This is a genomic window from Amaricoccus macauensis (assembly GCF_049800915.1).
In the GTDB taxonomy this organism is placed as follows: Bacteria; Pseudomonadota; Alphaproteobacteria; order Rhodobacterales; family Rhodobacteraceae; genus Amaricoccus; species Amaricoccus macauensis_A.
The window spans coordinates 514,961-534,277 of sequence record NZ_JBNAFY010000003.1 but is presented as its reverse complement, the minus strand read 5'-3'; the positions used below and the strand labels follow the sequence as shown (position 1 = coordinate 534,277).

The following is a 19,317-nucleotide window of genomic DNA, read 5'->3' as shown; positions in this document are numbered from 1 at the left end:
TTATCCTTAATATTCCGGGTCGATGCGATCCCAATTAGTTGATCGGGTACTATGCGCATTTGACCGTGGAGGCTGCCGTATCCGCCGCGAGAACCAAGGAGATGCGGTCGAACTGTTCCGGTCCTGCCCCGTCCGCTCTGCGGACCTCTTCTGCAAGCGCCGCGACCCTGTTGAGGCCAAGCGTCAGAGCGGACCCCTTCAGGGAATGCAGGCTGCGGTCACGCTCTTCATCGCTTTTCGTTGTCCGCGCGGTTTCGAGGAGCGACCTGGCCTCGTCAATGAAATTCGCCATCAGCGTGTTGTAGACCTCCGGGCCGATCTCGCTGATGAGTGCATCGCGGTAGGCGGTATCGGCCTGCACCGTTGCTTCAGGCTCTTCGATCACCTCCGCTTCGTTTGCATTCGTGGTTTGCGTGTCGGTAGTGTCCGGTTCGAGCCAGGGGGAGAGCATGGCACGCAGCTTCTCCAGGGTGACCGGTTTTGACATGAAATCGTTCATGCCGGCTTCGAGGCAGGCATTGCGGTCCGACGTGAAGGCATTTGCTGTCAGGCCGATGACCGGCAGTTTGCAGCCATCCGCACGCAGGCGCCGCGTGGTTTCCAGCCCGTCGAGGACCGGCATCTGCATATCCATGAAGATCACATCAAAATCAGATGAGGCGATGAGCCGGAGGGCTTCTTGCCCGTCATGCGCTATGTCGGTTTCGAGGCCGCAGCGTTCGAGCAAGGCGCGGGCGACCTGGAGGTTGATCGGGTTGTCGTCAACCACGAGGGCGCTGCCATTGAAGCGCGCCGTCTCGGCGCTTCGCAAGGTTTCTTCCCTGTTGGCGGGAACCGCCGTGAGGATCGGGGCGACTGGCAGGTCAAACCAGAAACGGGTTCCCTTGCCGAGCGTCGATTCGAGGTCGATCCTGCCGCCAAGCGCCTCGATGAGCCGTTTGCTGATTGCAAGGCCGAGGCCCGTCCCACCAAAACGGCGGTTGTGGTTCTCATCGACCTGGCTGAACTCCCTGAACAGCCGGCCGACGGCATCAGGGGCGATTCCGACACCGGTGTCTTCCACCTCGAAACGGAGTGACTGGCCGGGCAACTCCCGGACACGAACCCGGACCGAGCCATCGGGGGTGAACTTGATGGCGTTTCCGATGAGGTTGATGAGGGCCTGACGCAAGCGCGCGGGGTCCGTCCGGATCGAGATGTCGGGCGCCTGCATCGTGAGGTCGAGTCCGCGTTCCTTCGCGCGGTTCTCCAGCAGGGCCAGAACGGAATCGGTGACTTCCGCCAGATCGAACTGGACGACACGGACTTCGACCGCTCCGGATTCGAGTTTCGAGAAGTCGAGAATGTCATTAATGACATCGAGAAGGTGGTCGCCCGAGCGGCGGATCAGGCTGAGCTGCTCCGCCTGGGATGGTTCCATCGGGTTCTGTGCCATGACTTCTGCCATGCCGATGATGCCGTTCAGTGGGGTTCGGATCTCGTGGCTCATTGAAGCGAGGAAAGCCGACTTCGCGCGGTTTCCGGCTTCGGCGGCTTTTCGTGCGCGCTCATTCCTCCGGTTCAGATCGGCAAGTTGCTTGCCGGCGTTCGTGATTTGCAGGAGCTGGACCATGAGAAGCAGCACGAGCAGAACCAGCATGGCGACCAGGGCGATGACGCTCATCATGATCTGGCGATAGCCGTGGCGTGTTTCTTCACGGGAGGCGGATTTGGCGAGATTGACCGCCGAATTCGCCTCCAATGTCAGCGCCGCTGTCGTCGCCCTGATCTTCCACGCTGCATCCAGGAGGGCCGGCAGGCCGGACTTCAGGGCAAGATCGCCCTCGAAGGCGTCGATGACTTGAGCCAGTGAAGTTATTTCTTCCCGAGTGCTGACCGCAACGGCCAAGGCGCTCGGCTCTGCCTCGAACATCGCGGAAAAGCGCGATTCGGATAGAATTGCGGCGCGGCTGTAGAGGATGTCATAGCGAATGCGCAGGTCAGCGAGGTTTTCCGCCGTGGGGTCCGCCAGTGCTTCAAGGATCGAGATGATGAAGCGATTGGCTTCGAGATCGGCCTGAAAGGCGGCCCAGAGCGCATTTTCTCGCACGCTCGCCGCCAAGTCCTGCTTGCGCTCGTTCAACCCGGTGAACATCGTTGTCAGCGTGGTGAACATCAGAACACTGACAACCACGAGGATGAGCGCCCAACCCGCAAGCTGTCGGCGTTTGAAACCGCTCAGATCTGCCGCCGGTGAGGGGAATTGCTTTGCGGTGTCGGCATGCACGGGTCAGTTGACCTCGATCGATTTCACCTGCCACACGGAACGGCCGAAGTAGAGTTCGGTGTAGAGTGCGGGGGACCGGTCGAACGGGTAGATGACGAAAGACGGCCCCTTGTCGCGTATCGACATTGTTTCGCCATTGATCCGGGTCGCGAGAATGACGGGATATGTCGTCACGTCCGAGACCGGGATTTCCGCCGAGTAGTCGTTGATGGCCGTTACCTTCAAGGTTTCGCCCTCGGCACCGACCGCTTCGAGGATTGCGGAAATCAGGGGCCCCTCGAAGGTGCGCTCGCCGTCATACCATGGCGTATCGGTCGTGATCTGCGTGCCTGCCAGGGCTTCGAGCATGGCCAGGTCGAATTGGGCTCCCTCGGGCGCATTGGTTTCGGAGACCGCCCCCGTCACCGTGAGAATGACCATGCCTTCGGGCTGTTCGAGCGGGCCCGCCTGTCCGGGGGTGGCGAGGGCGATCGCCCCTGTGAGGATTGCGGCAAACCTAATGCTCATCTCGTTGCTCCGTCTTTCTGGCAGGATCTCTCTTCGGGGGCTCAGGCTGATCGTGCTTCGCTTACTGTCTCGCTCATGTAGTCTGCGATGCGCGGCCAAGCGCGTTCGAAGGCGGCCACACACTGCGGATCGAAATGGGCGCCGGCCTCCGAACTGATGTGTTCCCTTGCGCGGTCGAGGCTCCAGGCCCGCTTGTAAGGGCGGTCGGTGCAGAGCGCGTCGAAGACATCCGCGATGGCGGCGATCCGGCCCTCTATGGGAATGTCCTTACCCGCGAGGCCATCGGGATAGCCCGTTCCGTCCCAGCGTTCGTGGTGCGACTTCGCGATGCTGGCGGCGACCTTCAGCAGGTTGCTGTGCCCGTCTGCCAGAATGTTGGCGCCGTAATTGACGTGCTCGCGCATGGCGGCAGTTTCCGCCGAGTCGAGGCCGCCGGGCTTGTTCAGGATCGAGTCCGAGACACCGATCTTTCCAACGTCGTGAAGCGGGGCGGCAAGATAGATGTCCCGGCAGTGGTTCCTGTCGAGACCGAGCTCTTCGGCGACGATTCTGGAAATGGCCGCGACCCGGTTGATGTGTTCGCCCGTTCCGCCATCGCGGTATTCGATCGCGCGTGCCAGCCGCCAGATCATTTCCTCCTCGCGGAGAAGCAACTCCTTGGTGGCCGCCTCGACCTCTCGGGTGAGCCAGACCGCGCGATTGGCGAGTTCGACCTGTGCCTTGCGCAGCTTGAGGAGGTTGGTGACGCGAACCTTGAGTTCATCCGGATCGACCGGCTTGTTGAGGAAATCCGTGGCCCCGGCCTCGATTGCCGTGATGCGCAGGTCGCGGTCATTGTCCGCCGTTATCATGATCACCGGAACATGGGCATGAGTCGGGTTCTCGCGCAGATTCTGCACGAACTGGACGCCGTTCATCCGCGGCATGTTGAAGTCTACGAGAACGAGGTCGCACGGCGTTCGGCCCGCAAAGGACAACGCCTCGAGAGGATCCTCCAACCCGCTGACCGAACACCCGGGGATACGGGAAACGATCGTTTTCAGAACGGCCAGATTGATGGAATTGTCTTCCACCACGAGTACGTGCACGCTTATCCTCCCCGTTTTCGGCGTAGCCGTAGATACAACGAAAAGGTGAACCTCATTGCATTACAGGGGTTTATTGGATAAGAATTCGTTAAGTTCGGGTCATATAACGAATTGCGGGCTATTCTCGCAAGCTGGCTGTAATTCGGTCGGGTTATCCAGAATAATTGCCCAATTCACAGATAACGCGCCATTCTTCTTCGGTGACAGGTTGAACGGAAAGGCGCGAATTGTTGACCAGCACCATCTCGGCAAGGCGGGGCTCTGCCTTGCACATGTCGAGTGAGACGGGTGTCGGCATGGTTGCAACGGCCTTGATGTCCACACATTCCCAGCGCGGATCGTCGGTCTTTGAATCCGGGTGCGCCTCGGCGCAGACCTCGACGATTCCGACGATTTCGCGGTCTTTCTGGGAGTGGTAGAAGAAGCCACGATCTCCGAGCTTCATCTCGCGCATGTTGTTGCGGGCCTGATAGTTGCGCACGCCGTCCCATTCCTCGCCGGTTTCGCCCTTCGCGACCTGCTGATCCCAGCTCCAGGTCGAGGCTTCGGATTTGAACAACCAGTAGTTCATCAAGCGTGCTCCCGTTTCGCCAACCGCTTCATGCGTATTCGAGCGTCACTTGGCAAGACCACCGGTATTCGCGGGAGCCGCGGCGGCACCACGCACGAAGATCTGATTGGTCGAAGAGGGGCTTATGACGGATGGTCCCGGTGTATTCGGCAAAGAGTTCCGGGATGATGCGACAGTCGATGGATGGTCAGACGCGGAGATCGGTACTGGGGGGCGGTCTGGCCCTGACTCTTTCCGCGCGGTTGACGGTCGCCGAGCCGCTGGCGGGATGGGGCGGTGTCCGGCAATCTGCGGCGGCTCTCGATCAGCTTCATGCGCTCATCGTATCGGTCGATGGCGAAACGGTCCTGGCCGAAAACTACCGGGGGCCGGGTCTGGATCGGTCGGTAAATGTGAAGTCCGTCTCGAAAACGTTCGTTGCCGCGCTGGTGGGCGCCGCCATCGACAGGGGCGTGATACCGGGGGTGGACGCGACGATCGGCGAGGTGGCGCCCTCGCTGATCCCGTCCGGTGCCGACCCCGCTGTCGATGGTATTACTGTGGCGGATCTTCTGACCATGCAGGCGGGGCTCGAGCGGACCTCCGGAGCGAACTACGGTTCCTGGGTTTCCAGCCCGAACTGGATTGCCGATGCGCTCGGGCGGCCCATGGTGTCGTCGCCGGGCGAGCGGATGGCCTATTCCACGGGCAGCTACCATGTGCTCGGCGCGGTGCTCAGTTCCGCCTCAGGGCGAAGCCTGCTTGCGCTTTCGCGGGACTGGATCGGGGATCCGCTGGGCTTCGATGTGCCGGCCTGGACACGCGATCCGCAAGGATACTACCTCGGTGGCAACGAGATGGCGCTGAGCCCGCGGGCGTTGGTCCGGTTCGGTGAAATGTACCGCCTGCGCGGGGCCTGGGGCGAAACGCGGGTTCTGAGCGCGGGTTGGGTTGGGGCTTCCTTCGAGCCTCGGACGCGCTCGCCATTTTCCGGGCTCGACTATGGCTACGGCTGGTTTCTGGGGCGTGCACAGGGGCATCGCTTCGCACTCGCCCGTGGCTATGGCGGGCAGGTGATCTGCGTTGTGCCGGATCTGGGCATGACTGTCGCCATCACCTCCGACCCGACGCAACCGGCCCGCAGCGGCGGGTATTTTGGCGATCTGCTTGACCTTATCGGGGACCGGATCATTCCGGCCGCCGAAATGGTCTGAGTTCCAACAAGCGGGCTGCTCAGCCGATGACCCGTTTCCAGGGCCGGACTTCAGCCGACGCGAAAAGCTCTGCGTTGGTATAGGGATCGTTTGCGGCCCAGGCCTCGGCTGCCGCCATGTCGGCGACATCGAGGATCACCAGCGAGCCGCACATGTTTCCCTCCGCATCGAGAAGCGGCCCCGCCTGCTCCACCACGCCGGTTTCCGCGATGTAGGCCAGATGGGCCTCGCGGTTGGCTTTCCGGGTTTCGAGATGACCCGGCTTGTCATTGCAGATCAGGGCAAACAGCATTTTTCATTCCTCCTTGAGCGGACGGGCAAGGAGCGCGTCCATCGCGGCATCCAGCGTGAGGTTCCCATCGAGCACATCCGCCACCGAAGCGGCAATCGGCATTTCGATCCCATGATGCGCGGCCAGTCGACAGGCCGCCCGAGCCGTGGCAACGCCCTCTACCGTTCCTTGCGGTATCTCCGCGCCCTTTCCGATGGCGACCCCGCGGGCGAAATTGCGCGATTGCAGGGAATTGCAGGTGAGCGAGAGATCCCCGAGCCCGGAAAGACCGGCCAGCGTTTCGGCCCGTGCGCCGATCGCCACGCCGAGGCGCGACATTTCGGCGAAACCTCGGGTCATCAGGGCAGCGCGCGCCGAGGCACCAAGCCGAGCGCCTTCCACAATGCCACAGCCTATCGCAATGACATTCTTCAGCGCCCCGCCGACCTGCGCACCGATGACGTCATCTGTCAGGTAGAGCCGAAGCCTCGGTCCGGACAGGAGATGCTGCAGGGTCGCGCCACGTTTGGCCTCAGCGCAGGCCAAAGTCAGCGCCGTTGGCAGGCCGCGTGCGATCTCACCTGCGAATCCCGGTCCGGTGAGGGCTGCGAGCGCATGGCCCGGCGCGGCGTTGCCGGCGATTTCCGTCTGGAGGCGGAGGCTTGGGGCATCGATCCCCTTTGCACAGAGAACAAGCGGCACATCCGGCAGTTTCCCCGCCACATCGCCCAGGAAACCGCCGGTCTGTTGCGCGGGAAGGGCAAGAAGTATCGTTTCCGCATGCGCGAGATCCGCGAGCGCGCTTGTGCAGGTGACAGCTTCCGGCAGGGTCACGTCCGGGAGGCGGTCAATCGTGCGGCTGCCTTCTGCCGCGTGCATTCTGGCCGCGTTGCGCCCCCACAGCGTCACCGGGCGCCCGGCGGAGGCAAAGGCCACGGCCAGTGCGGTACCGAAAGCGCCTGCCCCGATCACGGCGATCATGCCTTTGCTCCCTTCTTGCCGGAACCGATTAGCGGCGCGGCTTTCGTGTCCAGTGGCCAGCGCGGTCTCGCCGAGAGGCCGAGATCGTCAGGTCCGCCCGTTGCCATCCGTTCCGCGCCGGCCCAGGCGATCATCGCGCCATTGTCGGTGCAGAGGCTGAGTGGTGGTGCTGTCCAGCCAAAGCCGGCCTGCGCGGCAACCTGTTCGAGCGCCGCGCGGATCGGGCCATTGGCTGCGACACCCCCCGCGACAGCCAGCAGGCCGGGACCGTGTGCGTCCGTAAATGCGGCGCAGGCCCGCCGAGTTTTCTCGGCCAGCGTATCGACCACGGCCTCCTGGAAGGCGGCGCAAAGATCGGCGCGGTCCGTTCGGCTGAGGCCGCCTTTCGTTTCTACCAGCTGGTCGCGCGCGCGGCGGACCGCTGTCTTCAGGCCGGAAAAGGAGAGGTCACATCCAGGTCGGTCGAGAAGTGGTCGGGGCAGGTTGAAGCGTTTCGAATCGCCGCAGCGCGCCTCGGCTTCCACCGCCGGCCCGCCGGGCTGGCCGAGACCCAGGAGCTTGGCGATCTTGTCGAAGGCCTCGCCTGGGGCATCGTCTATGGTGCCGCCGAGCCGCCGGAAACTGCCGGGCCCTTCGACGGAGAGAAACTGACAATGGCCGCCCGAGACCAGCAGCATCAGATAGGGAAACTCGATCGGCTCCAGCAACCGCGGGGTCAGCGCGTGCCCGGCCAAATGGTTCACGCCATAGAGCGGCAGGCCGCTGCCCGCGGAAAGCCCCTTGGCAAACATCACGCCCGAAAGCACGCCACCGATCAGCCCGGGTCCGGCCGTTACCGCAATCGCATCAACATCTCCAAGCGTGAGACCGGCGCGGCCAAGTGCGGCTTCGGTGACGAGATCGAGCCGCTCGGCATGGGCGCGCGCCGCGATCTCCGGCACGACGCCGCCGAAATCGGCATGCAGATCGTCCTGGCGGAATACTTCGGAGCAAAGGATTTCGCCCACCGGAAGGCCGGGTTGGGCACGGACGAGCGCGGCCGCCGTGTCATCGCAGCTGCTCTCGATACCGAGTATGATCCGTTTTGCCTGCATCTCCATCCGCCATTCCGGGCGCAAGTGATTGCGTTGCCGATCCCGCGCAGGTAACACCGGGCCTGTCTGCGCGCAACGGCAGGTGGCGTTCGATAGTCGAACTACAATGGATCCCCGAAAGGCTGGTTTGCTTTGTCCAAGGTCCTCCTTCTCATTCGCCCTGAGCCTCAGTCCAAGGAATTCGCCGCAGCGGTCGAGGCCGAACTGCCGGGCAGGTTCCGAACCATCGTCGCACCTGCAATTCGTATCGAGCCGGTAGAGGCCGAGATCGAGCTCGCTGGTGTCGGGGCCCTGCTCTTTACCTCCGCGAACGGTGTCGAGCAGTTCGTCCGCCTGAGCGATAATCGGAACATCCCCGCGTATTGCGTCGGGGCAATGACGACGACGACGGCTCGCCGCGCGGGCTTCGACGCCCGCTCGGCCGAGGGCGACGTCGAGACACTCGCGGATCTGGTCATCGCGCGTCATGCCCCCGAAAGCGGTGCGTGCCTGCATGTGCGGGGAATACACGCCGCAGGAAAGCTTGACGACCGGCTCGAGGCGGCGGGCATCGAAACGCGGGCCGCCGCGCTCTATGACCAGGTCGAGGCCCGGATAGATGGCGAAGCGGCAGACCTGCTTGCGGCGGGCAACGTCGATGTTCTGACTGTCTTCTCTCCGCGCACCGCCGCGATCTTCCAGGCGCAGGCCCGTGCCGCGGGTTGGCAGCTTGGTTCCACCACATCGGTTTCGCTCAGCGTCGCGGCGGATGCGGGGCTGGGCGATCTTGCGCTGGGGGGCCGACGGATCGCGTCTCATCCAGGGCGTGCGGGCATGATCCGGGCGTTGGGCGAACTCTAGGCAGATGGGGGCCCATCAGGCCGATTCGCCGTCGCCGCAGGTTAATCATGGCGGGCAATTTCTCGCTTTGGGTCTTTTCCTTGTTCAGAAAATTTGCTTCGCCTAGTATCCGGCCAAAGTTCCAGGTGCGTGGGGAAAGCTCTATGGCGGCGAATGAAAAAGATGCGACCGAGAACCAAGAGGTCGCATCGGGTTTCGATGCGGACAGCAAGCAAGAAGCCGAGACAGAGGGATCGGTGACCAAAGAGACCGATGACGGCCCTGCGGCCGAACCCCTGGCGGAACCGCAGGAATCGACAGCTGATGAGGTCTGGGCTGACGAATCGGCAACCGACCCGGCTGTGAAATCCGAAGAGGCTCCAGGATCCGAACCGGGTTTCGATCCCGAGCCTGCCGAGCCCAGGGACACCGCCGAGGCCGAGACCCCCTATCGCGACGATTCGTACGGCGAGGCGGAAACGGCTGACCGAGAAGAACCGGTCGTGGAGGACGAAATCGACGACCACGAGGATCATGAGGAACACCACGAGGGGTCTTCTTTTGCGGCACGCGCACTTACGCTGCTCATTGTTCTGATTCTGGGCGCCGCGCTGGGCATCTGGGGGGCACCGAAGCTAGCGCCAATGCTACCCTCTGGCATGGCTCCCGTTGCCGAGTGGCTTTCGCCGGGAACGTCGTCGGAAACGGAGGATCAGATTGCCGCGCAGAGCCAGCAACTCGCCACCTTGAGCGAACAGCTGGACGCATTGCGCGCTCAGGTGAACGAAGTGCCTGCCAACGTGGCAACGTCCGAGGACGTCGATGCGGCCGTTGCAGATGCGCGCGGAGCCATCGACACCCAGATTTCGGATCTGCAGGCGAAAGTGGAGGATCTCGGCGGCGCGAATACCGCGGAGCAGATTTCCGGGCTTCAGAGCGCCCTCGACGGGCAGGCCGGCGAGCTCGCCTCCCTCAAACAACAGCTGTCGCAAGGTGGCACATCCGCTGCCGATGCCCAGATCGATCTTTACGAGGCGGAACTCGAGGGGCTTCGTGGCGAGGTTCGCACACTCTCGCAGAGCGTTGCATCGCTTGGCCACCGCATCGACGAGGTCGCCGCTACGGCCGATCGCTCCATCGACGCGGCTGAAGCCAAGGTCATCGAAATCCAGGAAAGTGCAAGCGCACAGGTCGCCGAGATCCAGGAAGAAACGCAGAAGTCTCTCGATGCGGCCGCAATCGAATCCGATATTGCTCTTATCCGCGCCGCACTCGCGAGCGGACAGCCCTTCGAAGAGCCCGCGAGCCGACTGGAAGCGGCGGAGAACGTGAGCCTCCCCGAGGGGCTGAGCGCCGCGGCTGCAAGCGGCGTGCCCACGGTGCAGATGTTGCGCGACCGGTTTCCGGGTGATGCACATGGTGCGATCCGTGCGAGCATTCAGGCAGAGGCGGGAGATGGTTTCCTGAATCGTTCGCGCGCTTTCCTCGAATCCCAGCTTGCCACGCGCTCGCTCGAGCCGCAGGAAGGGGAGGGCACCGATGCCGTGCTGTCCCGCATGGAAGACAGCCTGAACAACGGCGATCTCGAGGGCGCGCTTGCCGAATCCGCGGCGCTGCCGTCCGAGGCTGCGGAGGCACTTGGCGACTGGCTCGAAGATGCCAAAATGCGGGAAGCCGCCGATACGGGGCTGGCCGAGCTTGAATCCAGCCAACCGGCCGTGAATTGAGGGGGGCGGAGAACATGCTCTGGTCACTGATCAAGATATTCATTTTCGTCGCCATTGCGGTGGCGCTCGCCTTCGGGCTCGCCTGGGTGCTGGAAACGCCTGGCGAGGTCGTCATTGCCTTCGCCGGGCGCGAATGGTCCCTTACTCCCGTCGGCACGCTCATCGCTCTTGTCGTGCTGCTTGTGGCCGCCATCGTGGTCCTGAAGATCCTGAGCTTTCTCTATGCGCTCGGGCGATTTCTGCTCGGTGACGAAACCGCGCTCACCCGGCATTTCAGCCGCGCACGGGAGCGTCGGGGCTTCAACGCGCTCTCGGACGGCATGATTGCGCTTGCCGCCGGCGATTCCCGTCAGGCGGCAAAGAAGGCCGCCAAGGCCGAGCGGCTTCTCGGTCGCAAGGATGTCACCGGACTGGTGCAGGCTCAGGCCGCGGAGCTGAATGGCGACAAGACCAAGGCGATTGGATATTACAAGACGCTTCTCGAGGATCGCCGCACGCGCTTTGTTGGCGTGAGCGGGCTCATGCGGCAGAAGCTCGAGGAAGGCGACACGACCACCGCTCTCGCGTTGGCCAAGAAGGCCTTTGCCCTGCGTCCTGACAACCCCGCGCTTCTGCGCACGCTGTTCGATCTGCAATCGCGCGAGCAGGACTGGTCTGGAGCGCGCGAAACGCTGAATGCTTCGGTGCATTCCCGGCTGCTGCCGCGCGATGTCGGACACCGCCGTGATGCCGTGCTCTCGCTTGCGGATGCCCGTGTCGCCGCCGAGGAAGGCAATACCGCCCGGCGCAATGATGCGGCGTTGCAGGCCAACAAGCTGGCGCCGACGCTTGTCCCCGCTGCGGTTCTCGCCTCACAGGTGCTGGTCGAGAAGAACATGCCGCGCAAGGCACAGAAGGTGCTCAACCGCGCCTGGGCGGCCAACCCCCATCCGGATCTCGCGGCGGCCTATGCGGCAATCGTGCCGGACGAAACGCCCCAGGCCCGCCGGAAGCGCTTCGAGAGCCTGATCTCCGCCGCTCCTCGCGATGCCGAGAGCAAGCTCCTCGGGGCTGAACTCGCGCTTGCGGCCGAGGATTTCCCCGGTGCGCGCAAGGCGCTGGGCGATCTTGCGGAGACCAACCCGACCACCCGAAGCCTTGCCCTGATGGCCGCGATCGAGCGGGGACAGGGCGCGCCCGAAGCCGAGGTGCGGGCGTGGCTGGCGCGGGCAATCGACGCGCCGCGCGGGCCGCAATGGGTTTGCGAGAAATGCGGCCATGTGCATCCGGCGTGGATCCCGGTCTGCGAGGGCTGTGGTGCATTCGATACACTGGCCTGGAAGACGCCCAAGGTCGAGGAAACGAGCAGCCATGCGCCAGCATCCATGCTGCCTCTGCTGATCGATCCAGTGGAAGGACCGGCGGAGGATCCGCAAGATGCTTCCGACGAGGGCGAAGAAGGCCAGCCGAGCGCCGCAACGGCCTGACGCCGGGTGGCACGGAAAAAAGGGGGCCGGATCTCTGAAGAGACCCGGCCCCTTTCAATTGAACCGCACGTTTGCGTTCGCCCGCGGCTATTCCGTCGTCTGGTTCCACGCTGGTTTGCGTTTCTCGAGAAATGCTTCAATTCCCTCGGCCGTGTCATCGCGCATCATGTTGGCCGCCATGACCTGACCCGTGTGAGAATAAGCTTCCCCGAGATCCATCGCGGCCTGTTCGTAGAAGGCGCGCTTGCCGATCCGGACGGCCGGGCCAAGCTTGCTGGCAATCTTCAGCGCAAGTGCCTGGGTCTCTGATCCGAGATCCCCTTCGGGCACAACGCGATTGACCAGTCCCAGCGCACGGGCCTCGTCGGCATCGACGAAATCCCCGGTCGTCAGCATTTCGAAGGCACGTTTGGCCGGAATATTTCGAGTGAGGGCGACCATCGGCGTCGAGCAGAAAAGGCCGATATTGACGCCGTTCACCCCGAAACGCGTGCCTTCGGCGGCAACGGCCAGATCGCATGTGGCCACAAGCTGACATCCGGCTGCGGTCGCAATGCCGTGAACCTGGGCAATCACCGGCTGCGGCAGGGACACGATGGACATCATCATGCGCGAGCAGGTCGCAAAGAGAGCCTCGAAACCGGCCCGGCCGCCATCTTCCGCCTGACGTGCATCGGTCATCTCGCGCAGATCGTGCCCGGCACAGAACGCCTTTCCGGCAGCGCGCAGAACCACAACGCGAACCTTCTGATCCTGGGCAAGCGCATCAAGCTCAGCCTGCATCGCGGAGAGCATCGCCCCGGACAGCGCGTTCAGTTTGGCAGGATTGTTGAGTGTTAGTGTCGCAACCGCGCCCTGATCTTCACGCAGCAGAATATCGTCTGCCAAGTTTCCTCTCCTTGTCTTGTAAGAATTGCACCCTATCGCGTGTGCATTGCGCGCAGCATATCCAGCTGCTCGGTACGGCGATAGTATGCGGCGCAGAGAATTGCGAAGAGACCCATCGCCGGAATAAGCGACCCCATGGCGAGTTGGGCATTGCCGAAGGTTGCCCCGATCGTTCCGACAATCAGCCCGGCTCCCATTTGAAGGAAGCCCATCATGGCAGCTGCGGCGCCGGCCGATCTGGGAAAGGGTAGAAGGGCAGCCGTGCTCATGGAGGGCATGACGAAAGCGATGCCGACAGCGTAGAGGCCGACTGGCAACATGACGCGCAGGAAAGTCGCATCCCAGAACAATAGGCAGAAGGTGCCGGCACTTCCCGCGGCAATGAAACAGAGGCCAGGTGCAAGGAGCAGATCCGCGGAATAGCGTCGCAGCAGGCGTCTGTAGGCCAGCGAACCTGCCATGAAGAAGCCGCTCTGCATGAGCATTCCGAGCCCGAACTGCGTCGGGGTGAGGCCAACACGATCCATGAGTATGAACGGCAGGAAAGTGGATTGCGCGTAGAGCGCTCCGATGCTGCCCGCGACCACGCCCGCGGCGCCGAGAAACCGCGCATTTCGCAGGACATCCGCGTAACTGCGGCCGAGAGCGCGGAACGAGAGTTTCCGGTGGTCAGGCACGACGGTTTCGCGCAGCGCGAAGATCGTCGTCAGCATGACCGAGAGACCGATCAGAACCATGAGCACGAAGATCATGCGCCAGCCGGCGACCGCGAGTGTGAGCCCCCCGATGGTCGGCGCCGTCGCGGGGCCGATTGCGAGGATGATCCCGATCAGGTTCATGATCGCGGAGGACCTGTCCCCGGTGAAGAGATCCCTCACGATGGCCCGGGAGATCGCGACACCGGCCGATGCGCCGACGCCTTGAATGAACCGGGCCAGCAGCAACACTTCGATGCCGGGGGCTGCGAGTGCCAGCAGGCTTCCGGCACAATAGATTGCCATGAAGGCCAGCGTCACGGGTCTGCGACCCAAGGCATCCGAGAGCGGACCCGCGACAAGCTGCGCACAGGCAAAGCCGGCGAAATAGAGGGTAAGGGTCAGCTTGACCAGGCCTTCGCTCGTGCCGAACGCGCGAACAATCTCGGTCATTGCCGGGGTATAAAGCGCCATCGAGACAGGACCGATCGCGACAAAGAGGCCACCGATGAGGGCGACCCTGCGTTCGCTCATCGCCGGGGAGGGCACAGATTGATCCTGTTCGGTCGTGCTCGCTTCGGCGGGAATGCTCATGCCGTCTCTCCTGCGGTCTTTTCGCACTGCGAGGATCGCGCATTTGCGAGATTGTCCCGCGCCCTGCGGGTCAGGGCGATCAGCGTTCGCCATTCTTCATCTGTCATGTCGCCGCGCGCAGTCTCGCGGAGTGTCGCACCGATTGCCTCGATCTGGCGAAGGACCGGACCGGAAGTGGCGGACAGGCTGACCCGTTTGGCGCGCCTGTCTTCCGGGTCTGCGGTGCGGGTGACGAGTCCCGCGCTTTCCAGCCGATCTATGAAACCGCAAACACTCATCTGACCCACGCCCAACCGTTCCGCGAGATCGATCTGGCGCATGGGGCCGACATGGCGGAGATGCGCGAGCAGCCGCGCCTCGGACGCGGTCACCCCGAGCCCCGTTTCCGTCACGCGCTCTTCGAAGCCCGCGCGGATCAAGCGCGACATTTCCAGCACGAGGAAGTTGAGGTTGTCGGTTACTTCGGTCATCGCAGATTTCCATCGTCAGCAAAGCTGATGGTCAGGTAGGCTTATTAAATGCCGATGGCAAGACCGACGGCTGCTTGCGTCTGGCGCGTGGACGGGCATAGTGCCGCCATGATCAGGCTGCTTTTCCTGTTTGCGGTGATTTTCGCGATCATCGCATTGTTCACCCGAAAGCCGGGACCGCGGCGTGCCTTCTACGCTTTTCTGGCGTTTCTGGTAACATACGCGATCCTGAAGGCCACGGGGCTCATTGATGCCTGGGCACCGGATAGGATGGGGTAAGCCAGGGACGGCTCGCTTATTTTGCGCAAGAAACGGGTCGCGAAGTCGCCGCGCTGAAAGCTAGCCCTCATGTCACATCTTCATGGAGGCAATCCGATGCGGCTTGAGGGCAAATCCATAATTATCACCGGGGCGAGCAGTGGTATCGGCGCAGCTGCCGCCAGAATATTCGCAGAAGAAGGCGCATCGCTCGTCCTTTCCGCGCGGCGCGCGGCGCTGTTGGAGCAGTTGGCGGCGGAGCTTCGATCCGCGGGGGCGCAAGCTCTCACGCTTGCGGGAGATGTTCGGCAGGAAGACGTGGCCAAGCGGCTCGTTGGCCTCGCAGAAGCAGAGTTCGGCGGATTAGATGGTGCGTTCAACAATGCGGGCACGGTCGGCGACATGGGGCCAGTGGTGGATATGTCCGCGGAGACCTGGTCCTACGTCCAGGACATCAACCTGAAGGCTGGATTCTTCGGGGCAAAGTATCAGATCCCGGCCATGCAGCGGCGCGGGGGCGGATCGATCGTGTTTACTTCGTCGTTCGTTGGTCACACGATTGGGCTTCCTGGTATGGTGGCTTATGCTTCGGCCAAGGCCGGGCTTGTCGGCATGACCCAGGTACTTGCTGCAGAGCACGGCGGGGAAGGGATCCGCGTAAATTCCCTTCTGCCGGGCGGGACCCGCACGGAGATGGCGGGAGATGATCCCGGGACGCATGCTTTTGTGCGTAATCTTCACGCGTTGAAGCGCATGGCCGAGCCGGAGGAAATCGCGCGGGCGGCGCTTTTCCTGCTCTCAGACGAGGCGTCGTTTGTAACCGGAGCAGCAATGCTGGCCGATGGGGGGAACTCCATCTGCAAGACGTGAGCGGAAGCAACCCAAGAAAAAACCGCCGCATGGGATCTGCGGCGGTTCGGATTTCTGAAACGGGACCTGGCGATCAGCGCTTGGAGAACTGGAAGCTCCGGCGAGCCTTGCGCTTGCCGTATTTCTTGCGCTCGACCACGCGGCTGTCGCGGGTGAGGAAGCCGGCAGCCTTCAGCGCCGGGCGCAGGCTCGGTTCGTAGAGCGAGAGTGCCTGGCTGATGCCGTGCTTGACCGCGCCGGCCTGACCCGAGAGACCGCCGCCCTTGACGGTGGCCATCACGTCGAACTGTCCGGTGACATTCGCGACGGAGAACGCCTGGCCGATCACCATCTGCAGCACGGGGCGTGCAAAATACTCGTTCATCGGCTTGTCGTTGACGACGACCTTGCCGGAGCCGGGCTTGATCCAGACGCGCGCAATGGCGTCCTTCCGGCGACCGGTGGCGTAGGAGCGACCAAGATCGTCACGGACGGGCTCGCGAACAGGTGCGGTTTCGGTGGCCGGGGCCTCGGAGGCAACGGCATCCTTGAGCTCTTCGAGCGAGGAGAAATCAGCCATGGGTTATGCGCTCCGGGTGTTCTTGGGGTTCATCGCGGCGACATCGATCACTTCGGGGCTCTGGCCTTCATGCGGATGGGCTTCACCAGCATAGACGCGAAGGTTCGACATCTGCTTGCGGCTCAGCGGACCGCCCGGCAGCATGCGCTCGACGGCTTTGAGCACGACACGCTCGGGGTGCTTGCCCTCGAGGATCTGCTCGGCGGTGCGATGCTTGATGCCGCCCGGATAACCCGTGTGCCAGTAATATTTCTTGTCGGTCCGCTTGCGGCCCGTCATCTGCACCTTGTCGGCGTTGATGACGATGACGTTGTCGCCCATGTCCATATGCGGGGTGAAGGACGCCTTGTGCTTGCCACGCAGACGCATGGCGACGAGGGTCGCGAGACGGCCAAGCACGATGCCATTGGCATCGATGATGACCCACTTCTTTTCGATATCTGACGGCTTGGCCGAATAGGTTTTCATCTCATGTCCGTCTGGTTTGTAGGTTGCACGACAAGGGCTGCGGCAAAGGCCGCGCTCCTGAGTCGCGCTCATGTTCCGAACGAAGCGTCCTTCTATCCGAACCACTGCAAAGGTCAATCCGGAATCTTTGGAATTAAACTTGAAAAATCAATGCTTTGAAATTATGGTATCATTATACCCCATTAAACTGGCGAGATTCGCCAATTAGATCCGGACCTTCGGCTCCACGACTCCCCGGACGTCCGGAGAAACGAGAAAGGTCTGACCGTCCGCTGCATCAATGTCCACGAGCCCTTCTCGTGCGGATGTCACGAGCATCAGATCGCCACCCTCACCGCCAAAGGCCGGGCAACTTGCCTGACGTGCCGGCACCGGAACGGCCCGGTCGAAGGCGCCATCGGGCCGATAGCGAGCCACGCGCGATGCGCCCCATTGAGCGTTCCAGATGCAACCTTCCTGATCGACAACCGCGCCATCGGGGTTCATCTCTTCTTTCTGCAGATCGATGAACACACTGGCCGGGCCATCCGGCCAGCCCGCATCATCGAGCGGCTGCCGGAATATCTGGCGCGACGTCGAACAGGCATAATAGGCGAGGTCACCTGAAGGATCGAAGCAGATCGCATTGGGAATGGTGATGCCCGCGACGATACGGCGGAGATCACCCCGATAATACCGGTAGATGCTGCCTTTGCCCGCCTCGGCCGCCTTGCCCATCGTTCCGATCCAGAAACCGCCCCGTGTGTCGGCGCGTCCGTCATTGGAGCGCGTCGTCAGGTCGTCTGCCTCGATCTCCACCACCAGATCGCGCTTTCCCGTTGCAAGCGAGAAGCGGTAGAGCCCGGTTTCGGTTGCGATGAGAAGCGTGTCTCGATCGACCCAGCCGGCCGCAGAGCTCAAATCCTCCATATCCCATTCCAGCGACTGATCTCCCAGCCGTGAGAAAAGCCGCTTGCCCAGGATGTCGAACCAGAAAAACTGCTTTCGCTCCGGATGCCAGAACGGCCCTTCCCCCAGTTCGCATTGACGCTCATCGAAGATCTGCGATTTCATTTTTTCGTTCCGCCTGATGTCCTGCGTCTGTATTGCCGCGCCTGTTCTCTATCGGTTCACTCGGTAAAGGGCTCTACGGCAACTCGTCGTCCGAGCATGAACGCGTCGGCGACGTGAACCAGCGGTGTATCGTCGACATCCGATGCACCTTGGGCCAGGAGATCCGCGAACCGGGCATAAAGGCCGGGATACTCCCCCACATCTTCCAGCGTCTGGGTCTCGCCATCGATCTCCATCACGGCTCCGCCATTGCGCAGCCGAAGCACGCCCTCGGATGTTTCGACGGTGATGTTCCACACCGGATCGCCCTCATGGCGCCAGTCGAAGACCGCGCCCACCTCTGCATTTTCGGGTGCCGCGAAGTCGAGCGTCACGGCGATGGGCGTATCGCAGTTCGACGGGAATGAGAGATCGGCTTTGGCGAGGTGGACCGGGAAGGGCAGGATCTCGGTCAGGATCGAGAGCGCGTTGATTCCGGTATCGAACACCCCGAGCCCGCCGGCCTGCCATATCCAGGCTTGACCTGGATGCCATTCGCGCACGTCTTCCATCCAGTCGATTCGCACCTTCCGGATCGTGCGCTCCGCCAGCCACGCCTTGGCGGGCGCAACTCCGTCCGCATGGCGGGAATGCCAGGTGGCGAAGAGCGTGACACCGGCCTCGCGAGCAAGAGTCGCTAGGGCGCGAACCTCGGCAATGGTCGCGCCGGGGGGCTTTTCCAGCATGACATGGCGGCCCGCCCGGATGGCAGCGACGGCCGCCGCGAAGCGAACCTGAGGTGGCATGCAGAGCGATACGGCCGAAACATCGGATCGTGCGGCAAGCAAGGCTTCGATGGTGTCGAAATTCTCGGTGTTTTCAATGCCGCCGGATCGGCTTGCTGTCGCGACAAGGCGAAAGGCCTTGTTGCCATTGATCGCAGGCACATGCTGGTCGCGTGCGATCTTTCCGACGCCGATGATGGCGATATCAATGCTCATGTTTGTTTTCCTCCCTCAGGTCTTCTGTCTGCGCAGATGTTCCGATGCAAGTGTTGCCTTCCGGGACATGCGGGTGGGAACACTACCGGGGTGGCCGGGTGATGATCGGGATGGCTGCGTAGGATGCGCCTAGTGCATTGTATTTATTGTACTTTTGAGGGTTTCCCAATAGGCGCGGACGGTGGAGGCATCGCGAAATGGCGGCGATCCGACCGCCCGCGCCGGGAGGGACAATCAAGTTTCATGCTCGGGATGAGGGGGTGCGGAAATTGCGCCCCGTAACGCCGGACGTTCAGACACCCGGACAGGAAACGGATTGTGTTCAAATTACTCGTTTCAAACAACTTTTTCCGCAGAACAATGACCTGCGTGACTGGAATGACCGCAATCTGCACCCAAATGGTTAACGGCTGGTAGGGTTGCGCCTGGCGCCCCTCGGGCGGGCGCTGCGGGAGTATGGAATCCGTATGGAATCGGTATGGTTTCGATATGGAAACCG

General features: G+C 62.6%; 20 protein-coding genes. 6 read left to right on the top strand and 14 right to left on the bottom strand.

All coding sequences use genetic code 11. The features are described from left to right. Positions 1-49 precede the first annotated feature (49 nt). The 4 genes from ACP15W_RS10285 to ACP15W_RS10270 form a co-directional block, all read right to left on the bottom strand. A complete protein-coding gene (locus ACP15W_RS10285; protein ID WP_424932786.1) occupies positions 50-2,266 on the bottom strand; it encodes an ATP-binding protein in 2,217 nt (738 codons plus the stop codon). A gap of 3 nt (positions 2,267-2,269) precedes the next feature. After that, entirely contained in the window at positions 2,270-2,773 is a 504-nt protein-coding gene (locus tag ACP15W_RS10280) for a hypothetical protein (RefSeq protein ID WP_424932785.1), read from the bottom strand. A 41-nt stretch (positions 2,774-2,814) separates the two neighbouring features. Beyond that, the gene (locus ACP15W_RS10275) at positions 2,815-3,861 is read right to left on the bottom strand and encodes an HD domain-containing phosphohydrolase (protein ID WP_424932784.1); all 1,047 of its coding nucleotides are present in this window, start codon (positions 3,859-3,861) and stop codon (positions 2,815-2,817) included. A gap of 151 nt (positions 3,862-4,012) precedes the next feature. Then, on the bottom strand, positions 4,013-4,432 hold the full coding sequence (locus tag ACP15W_RS10270; RefSeq protein ID WP_424932783.1) for an EVE domain-containing protein: 420 nt from the start codon (positions 4,430-4,432) through the stop codon (positions 4,013-4,015). Positions 4,433-4,596: 164 nt separating this feature from the next. Here ACP15W_RS10270 and ACP15W_RS10265 point away from each other — a divergent pair, with 164 nt between their 5' ends. Then, the gene (locus ACP15W_RS10265) at positions 4,597-5,625 is read left to right on the top strand and encodes a serine hydrolase domain-containing protein (protein ID WP_424932782.1); all 1,029 of its coding nucleotides are present in this window, start codon (positions 4,597-4,599) and stop codon (positions 5,623-5,625) included. Positions 5,626-5,644: 19 nt separating this feature from the next. Here ACP15W_RS10265 and ACP15W_RS10260 read toward each other — a convergent pair whose 3' ends face one another. From ACP15W_RS10260 to tsaD, 3 genes are read right to left on the bottom strand one after another with little or no spacing between them, the layout of a single operon-like run. Continuing rightward, positions 5,645-5,917 carry a YciI family protein gene (locus tag ACP15W_RS10260; protein ID WP_424932781.1) on the bottom strand — a complete coding sequence of 91 codons (273 nt, stop codon included), beginning with the start codon at positions 5,915-5,917 and terminating at the stop codon, positions 5,645-5,647. Between the two features lie 3 nt (positions 5,918-5,920). Next, positions 5,921-6,877, bottom strand: a complete 957-nt coding sequence (locus tag ACP15W_RS10255) for an NAD(P)H-dependent glycerol-3-phosphate dehydrogenase (RefSeq protein WP_424932780.1) — start codon at positions 6,875-6,877, stop codon at positions 5,921-5,923. Next, complete coding sequence (gene tsaD / locus ACP15W_RS10250; protein WP_424932875.1) at positions 6,874-7,971, bottom strand: tRNA (adenosine(37)-N6)-threonylcarbamoyltransferase complex transferase subunit TsaD; 1,098 nt, start codon at positions 7,969-7,971, stop codon at positions 6,874-6,876. Before tsaD ends, ACP15W_RS10255 begins: the two co-directional genes overlap by 4 nt. Before the next feature lie 132 nt (positions 7,972-8,103). Here tsaD and ACP15W_RS10245 point away from each other — a divergent pair, with 132 nt between their 5' ends. The 3 genes from ACP15W_RS10245 to ACP15W_RS10235 all read left to right on the top strand — a co-directional run bounded on the left by ACP15W_RS10245 (position 8,104) and on the right by ACP15W_RS10235 (position 11,983). Then, positions 8,104-8,811 (top strand): uroporphyrinogen-III synthase, encoded by a 708-nt coding sequence (locus ACP15W_RS10245; protein WP_424932779.1) that lies wholly within the window; start codon positions 8,104-8,106, stop codon positions 8,809-8,811. Positions 8,812-8,954: 143 nt separating this feature from the next. Then, positions 8,955-10,517 (top strand): mitofilin family membrane protein, encoded by a 1,563-nt coding sequence (locus ACP15W_RS10240; RefSeq protein ID WP_424932778.1) that lies wholly within the window; start codon positions 8,955-8,957, stop codon positions 10,515-10,517. A gap of 14 nt (positions 10,518-10,531) precedes the next feature. Further along, a complete protein-coding gene (locus ACP15W_RS10235; RefSeq protein ID WP_424932777.1) occupies positions 10,532-11,983 on the top strand; it encodes a heme biosynthesis protein HemY in 1,452 nt (483 codons plus the stop codon). Between the two features lie 87 nt (positions 11,984-12,070). Here ACP15W_RS10235 and ACP15W_RS10230 read toward each other — a convergent pair whose 3' ends face one another. Genes ACP15W_RS10230 through ACP15W_RS10220 form a run of 3 tightly spaced genes read right to left on the bottom strand, consistent with a single transcriptional unit; the run spans position 12,071 to position 14,630 of the window. Beyond that, the gene (locus ACP15W_RS10230) at positions 12,071-12,871 is read right to left on the bottom strand and encodes an enoyl-CoA hydratase (RefSeq protein WP_424932776.1); all 801 of its coding nucleotides are present in this window, start codon (positions 12,869-12,871) and stop codon (positions 12,071-12,073) included. A 32-nt stretch (positions 12,872-12,903) separates the two neighbouring features. Then, positions 12,904-14,160: a multidrug effflux MFS transporter gene (locus tag ACP15W_RS10225; protein WP_424932775.1), complete on the bottom strand. Its 1,257-nt coding sequence runs from the start codon at positions 14,158-14,160 to the stop codon at positions 12,904-12,906. Continuing rightward, on the bottom strand, positions 14,157-14,630 hold the full coding sequence (locus tag ACP15W_RS10220) for a MarR family winged helix-turn-helix transcriptional regulator (protein WP_424932774.1): 474 nt from the start codon (positions 14,628-14,630) through the stop codon (positions 14,157-14,159). Before ACP15W_RS10220 ends, ACP15W_RS10225 begins: the two co-directional genes overlap by 4 nt. Before the next feature lie 108 nt (positions 14,631-14,738). Between ACP15W_RS10220 and ACP15W_RS10215 the strand changes: the two genes are divergently transcribed. Both ACP15W_RS10215 and ACP15W_RS10210 read left to right on the top strand, forming a co-directional pair. Beyond that, complete coding sequence (locus tag ACP15W_RS10215; RefSeq protein WP_424932773.1) at positions 14,739-14,909, top strand: hypothetical protein; 171 nt, start codon at positions 14,739-14,741, stop codon at positions 14,907-14,909. A gap of 96 nt (positions 14,910-15,005) precedes the next feature. Continuing rightward, positions 15,006-15,758, top strand: coding sequence for an SDR family oxidoreductase (locus tag ACP15W_RS10210; RefSeq protein WP_424932874.1), 753 nt, complete (start codon positions 15,006-15,008; stop codon positions 15,756-15,758). A gap of 73 nt (positions 15,759-15,831) precedes the next feature. Here ACP15W_RS10210 and rpsI read toward each other — a convergent pair whose 3' ends face one another. The 4 genes from rpsI to ACP15W_RS10190 all read right to left on the bottom strand — a co-directional run bounded on the left by rpsI (position 15,832) and on the right by ACP15W_RS10190 (position 18,818). Then, positions 15,832-16,317, bottom strand: a complete 486-nt coding sequence (rpsI, locus tag ACP15W_RS10205) for a 30S ribosomal protein S9 (protein ID WP_424932772.1) — start codon at positions 16,315-16,317, stop codon at positions 15,832-15,834. 3 nt (positions 16,318-16,320) lie between these two features. Further along, complete coding sequence (gene rplM, locus ACP15W_RS10200) at positions 16,321-16,785, bottom strand: 50S ribosomal protein L13 (RefSeq protein ID WP_424932771.1); 465 nt, start codon at positions 16,783-16,785, stop codon at positions 16,321-16,323. A gap of 204 nt (positions 16,786-16,989) precedes the next feature. After that, a complete protein-coding gene (locus ACP15W_RS10195; RefSeq protein ID WP_424932770.1) occupies positions 16,990-17,838 on the bottom strand; it encodes an SMP-30/gluconolactonase/LRE family protein in 849 nt (282 codons plus the stop codon). A 56-nt stretch (positions 17,839-17,894) separates the two neighbouring features. After that, complete coding sequence (locus tag ACP15W_RS10190; protein ID WP_424932769.1) at positions 17,895-18,818, bottom strand: Gfo/Idh/MocA family protein; 924 nt, start codon at positions 18,816-18,818, stop codon at positions 17,895-17,897. Positions 18,819-19,317 lie beyond the last annotated feature (499 nt).